General features: G+C 70.7%; 4 protein-coding genes and 1 pseudogene. All 5 read left to right on the plus strand.

Annotated features, from left to right (window positions below; genetic code table 11):
- Positions 1-85: 85 nt before the first annotated feature.
- On the plus strand, positions 86-382 hold the full coding sequence (locus G4D87_RS33895; RefSeq protein ID WP_163786816.1) for a PqqD family protein: 297 nt from the start codon (positions 86-88) through the stop codon (positions 380-382).
- Positions 382-915: a hypothetical protein gene (locus G4D87_RS33900; RefSeq protein WP_205507822.1), complete on the plus strand. Its 534-nt coding sequence runs from the start codon at positions 382-384 to the stop codon at positions 913-915. Before G4D87_RS33895 ends, G4D87_RS33900 begins: the two co-directional genes overlap by 1 nt.
- Positions 916-926: 11 nt before the next feature.
- Positions 927-4025 (plus strand): outer membrane protein assembly factor BamB family protein, encoded by a 3099-nt coding sequence (locus G4D87_RS33905; protein WP_163786818.1) that lies wholly within the window; start codon positions 927-929, stop codon positions 4023-4025.
- A 36-nt stretch (positions 4026-4061) separates the two neighbouring features.
- Positions 4062-4208 carry a hypothetical protein gene (locus tag G4D87_RS39080; protein WP_205507823.1) on the plus strand — a complete coding sequence of 49 codons (147 nt, stop codon included), beginning with the start codon at positions 4062-4064 and terminating at the stop codon, positions 4206-4208.
- A 110-nt stretch (positions 4209-4318) separates the two neighbouring features.
- Positions 4319-4677, plus strand: a pseudogene (locus tag G4D87_RS33910) (hypothetical protein); the annotation flags it as partial.

The raw sequence follows: 4677 nt of genomic DNA on the forward strand, positions 1-4677 counted from the left end.
GGGATTGGGGGCCCCGGTGGCTGGGCCGCCTGCGCGTGGCCGTGAAGTGGCGCCTGGCGGCGCTGCTGGGCCGGGGAGGTGCGCGATGAGCAAGGAATTCGCGGCGGACCATGCGCCGCGCTGGCGCGAGGGCGTCTCCGGTCAGCGCTTCGGCTCGGACTTCATCATCCTGGACGCCGAGGGCAACACCCTGCGTGGGCTCAACGGAACGGCCACTGAAATCTGGAAGCTGTGCGACGGGACGCGCACGGCGCGGGCCCTGGTGGAGCAGGTGGCCCAGCGTCGTGGGTGGGACGTGGAGCAGGTGCTGACCGACACGCTCAAGTTCTTCTCGGAGCTGACCCGGCTGGGGCTCATTGACGAGTTGGAGGAGGCACGGTGATGCGGACGCGTTTGGCGCTCCTGGCGGCGGCGGTGATGCTGGCCTCGTGCACGGAAGGCGTGGCGCCCCATGCCCCCGTCTCCGCGCCCCCGGCGCGGGAGCCGGTGGCGCCCACGGACGTGTTGCCACCGCGCGAGGGTTCGGAGGCCCGGCCGCCGCCCGCGCCGGTGGAGGAGCCAGAAGTGCCTCCGCCTCCGCCAGCGGTGGTGCCGCGGGGCTCGGCCACCGTCATGGACCTGGGCGAAGGCGGCCGGGGCTTGCTGTCGGTGGAGCAGGTGGACGTGGACCTGACGGTGAGCGGCGTGCGTGGCCGGCACGTGGTGTCCGTGGAGTTCGTGCCGCCTTCCGGGCTGCCATATGAGCGGCGCTCGGCGGAGGTGGATTCGCGCGCGGACGAGTCGCGCACGGTGCGCTTCTCCCTGCCCGTGGCCGGCACCGCCGTGGCGACGTCCGGCATGAGCGGGACGTGGCAGGCCCGGTTCTTCCTCGATGGGGCGCCGCTGACGGCGGCTTCCTTCACGCTGGACCCTTGAGGGCTCCATTCATGCGACCGTTCTCCGTCCCCCTCGTCGCCGCCGCCGCGCTGCTTGTGCCCTCGCTGGGGTGGGCGCAGTCGTTGTTTCCGACCTCTGTCCTGACCACGCAGCCGCAGGGAGGGGACACCCGCGCGCGGGTGGTGATGGACGAAGCCTCCGAGCTGACGGTCGACGTCCGCAACAACACCTACAGCTGGTCGCCGTTCTTCCGGCGCATCAACGAGGTGTGGTTCGCGCTGCCCAATGGCTACATCCCGCTCGCGTCCATCCCGCCCCCGGGCTGGACGGTGGACTACATCGCCAGCGAGCGGTGGGTCATCTTCTACAATTCGGACTCCTGTGGTGGGAGCGGCGACTACGGCCTGGGGCAGGGCGACACGGCCCGGTTCGTCCTGCGCGTGGTTCCGCCGACGTCGAACAGCGACCAGAACAACGAGCGCTTCGTGGCGAATCAAACGCTCGCGCGCGACACGTGCGCGGGCGGGGACTTCACCACGTCGGTGACGACTACTGCCGCCAGTTGGATTCGCTCCGGCCTGTACACCCAGGTGGACGTGCGGCCCCGGGTGATGGGGGTGGGGGGCGACGTCGACGCCCGGATGGTGGTGGAGAACCGGACGGGCGCGAACCAGAACAACAGCACGATTGAAGGGCCCTCCACGGGCGCGGGCGCCGTCACCTTCCAGGTGGTGGACATCGAGCCGGCGTCGTTCCGCACGAACATCCCCAGCCGGAACGCGGGCGTCTACGCCGCGCTCGCGCGGACGGGCTCGGCCGGGACGCTGGTGGCGCAGGTGCGGGGCGTCAGCGGGAACGGGAACACCCAGTCGCCCGTGGTGGACACGCGGATGGTCAACGTGGGCGCGCTCCCGGTGGCCATGGACGTGGACACCGATGACGCGTTCAACAATGAAACCGTGCGCGTGCGGCTCACGGTGACCAACCCGTCCTCGACGGACACGTTCCTCAACGTGACGCCGCGCGCGCCCGTGTTCGACGGCTCGGCGGCGGCGGCGCTCGTGTCGGGGCCTGGGCCCGCGAGCGTTCCCCGGTTGGATCCGGGCGCCTCCGCGCACTTCGTCTGGACGTACCAGCTGACGGGGCCCCAGTTCGCGAACTACCGGTTCCGGGGGCAGGTGGATGCCACGCGCAACGGCGCCTCCGTGACGTCGAACCTGGTGGATTCGAACCAGGGGCGCATCGTGTCGCACCGCGTGCGGACGAACATCCGCGCCGTGGCCGCCAACTCCACGAACCGGTCCGTCATCTACACCATCCAGAACCGGGGCCCCATGCCGCTGCATGAGGTCCGGATGCTGCGGCCCGCGCTCAACTACTTCACCATCTCCGGTGTGCTGGGGACGCCCTCCGGGTGGCGCATGGCGTCCAACAACAACAACACGGGCATCACCTGGGAGTCGACCAACGCCACGGGCATCCCGGTCAACGGCGAGCGCTCCTTCACGGTGGTGTATTCCCACTTCGGGGCGGGGGCGTCGCTGTCCGGGCCCACCACGTTCCGTCATCGCTTCCACCTCATCGACGATTACGGCGGGCCGCAGATTCGCGTCGAAACCCCCATGACGCTGGTGCAGGGCACCGTGCCGGACGTCAACCGCCTCACGGGCGTGGCGCGCGATGGCAGCGTGACGCTCACCTGGGACAACCCGGCGGTGCACGGGGGCGTCCTGGTGCTTCGCGCGGAGGGCGCGCCGCCGAACCTCTCACCGACGCAGGGGTTGACCTACGCGGTGGGGGCGTTTCTGGGCAACGCCCAGGTGGTGTACGCGGACAACGTGGGCGCCACCACGACGTTCACCGATACGTCCGTCACCAACGGCACCACGTATTACTACCGCGTCTTCAACTCGGATGAGGTGCGGTGGTACTCGCCGGGCAACCAGCCCACGTCGGAGGCCCTGGTGGCCACGCCGCGGGCGCGCGTGGGCGCGGCGCCGCTGTGGTGCTACTCGGTGGGCCTGAATGCCTCGCAGCAGCCCATCACCGAGCTGGGCACGGGCATCTTCAGCGCCTTCAACGACTCCGTCGTCGCCAACCTCACCCAGGTCACCAACCCGTCGGCGGACGGCGCGGAGCGGTGGCGGCCTCGCCCGCTGGCGGGCCTCATCGGCAGCCGCTTCCCGGTGGTGCCGCTGCATGGCCTGTCCGGGCAGTACATCCTCGTGGGCGACCAGGGTGGGGTGGCCAGCGCGCTCAACGCCGCCACGGGCCAGGTGCTCTGGCGCTGGGACAATGGCGGCCAGCCCATTGGCACCATCCAGTCGTTCCCCGTCACGCAGCTCTTCGACTACGCGAACGCCGCGTACCGGGCCGCGCACCCCAACCGAGACCTCGTCTTCTTCGCCACGCGGCTGGCGGACGCTTCGCTCAACCGGGTGGTGGCCCTGAATGCCGCCACCGGCGCGCTGGTCTGGAGCTACCAGCCCGGAAACCTGGGCATGGTGGCGGGAGGCATGGTGGTGGACTACACCACCAACCGGCTCTTCGTGGCGACGCGTGCGCACGCGGGCTCGCCGAACACGCTCCGGGTGCTGAACACGCTGACGGGCCAGGTGCTGGGCCAGCTCCCGGTGGGCGACGTGGAGCTGAGCCTGGTTCGCAACGCGTACAGCAACCTCATCCTGGTGACGGACAGCGACGGCTTCGTGCACGGCGTTGACGCCGCCACGGCGCAGCTCGCGTGGAGCCTGCCCGTCGCCTCGCGCCCGGCGCCGAACACGCCTGCCTTCACCAGCTTCGTGCGGCCCCAGGGCGCGGGCTTCGTGGCCAGCCTCGCGGCCGGTCAGGTGGCGCTGTACGACGTCTCGGGGCCCGCCCAGTCGCCGCCGGTGCTGCGGTGGAGCACGCCGATTACGGCGCCCTCCGGCACCTTCTCCTTCAACCGGAATGGCGCCGCGCGCCTCTACGTTGGCAGCTCTGACGGACAGGTCCACCAGTTGGAGCTGCTGGATGGCTCCGACTCCGGCCAGGTCTCGATGGGCGGTGCGCAGCGTATCGGGACTCCCACCATCGACCACACGGTGAGCCGCCTCCACGTGGGCTCGGAAGACGGCCGCATCTGCGCGTTCCCCGTCCCCTTCCCTTGAATGAAGAACGTCCCTTCTTCCTCGCTCGCACACCTCATGACTTCGGACGCCTCTCAGACGACGCCCCCTCCCGACGCCGGCCCCGCCTATGAGGCGCCGGCCATCCTCTGGGAGCAGCCCTTCGTGGCACTCGCGCAGATTTCCCAGTGCCAGATACCTGGTGAGTCGGAGTGCATTCCCTGAGCCTTCCGCCGGGAGGCCCCTCGGCGGACGCGGCCCTCTGCCTGCGAATCGCCGGTTGGACCGGCGTTGTGGAAGTCGGTGAGGCGAGCCTGCGAGACTCGCTCCGGCGCATGTTCTCCCGGTTCGTGGTGTCCCCAGCGCGACAGGACGGTGAGGTGGCTCGGCTCGTGGCCGTGGCCCCCGCCCAGGTGCGTCCAGTTCCAGCCATTCGCGAGCTGCCCCGAGTCCTCCGCGGGGAGGACGGCGCGCTGCGCCTGGCCGGCGAGGACTACGACGCGACCCTGTCCGCTGATGGCCTCCAGGCTCACGTGGAGGGGCGGGGGCGCTTTCCCGTGGAGACGGCGCTGAAGGTGATGCTTGCCCGGGCGCTGGCGCGGCGTGGCGGGCTGCTGGTGCACGGCGTGGCGGTGGCGCACCAGGGCCGGGCCGCGCTCTTCACGGGGCACTCGGGCGCGGGGAAGAGCACGCT

This window comes from Myxococcus vastator, from assembly GCF_010894475.1.
Classification (GTDB): Bacteria; Myxococcota; Myxococcia; order Myxococcales; family Myxococcaceae; genus Myxococcus; species Myxococcus vastator.

What these genes read in the sequence shown, in the direction of transcription:
- G4D87_RS33905 (WP_163786818.1), top strand. Translation starts at nt 927, where the DNA reads ATGCGACCGTTCTCCGTCCCCCTCGTCGCCGCCGCCGCGCTGCTTGTG.
- G4D87_RS39080 (WP_205507823.1), top strand. Translation starts at nt 4,062, where the DNA reads ATGACTTCGGACGCCTCTCAGACGACGCCCCCTCCCGACGCCGGCCCC.
- G4D87_RS33900 (WP_205507822.1), top strand. Translation starts at nt 382, where the DNA reads ATGCGGACGCGTTTGGCGCTCCTGGCGGCGGCGGTGATGCTGGCCTCG.
- G4D87_RS33895 (WP_163786816.1), top strand. Translation starts at nt 86, where the DNA reads ATGAGCAAGGAATTCGCGGCGGACCATGCGCCGCGCTGGCGCGAGGGC.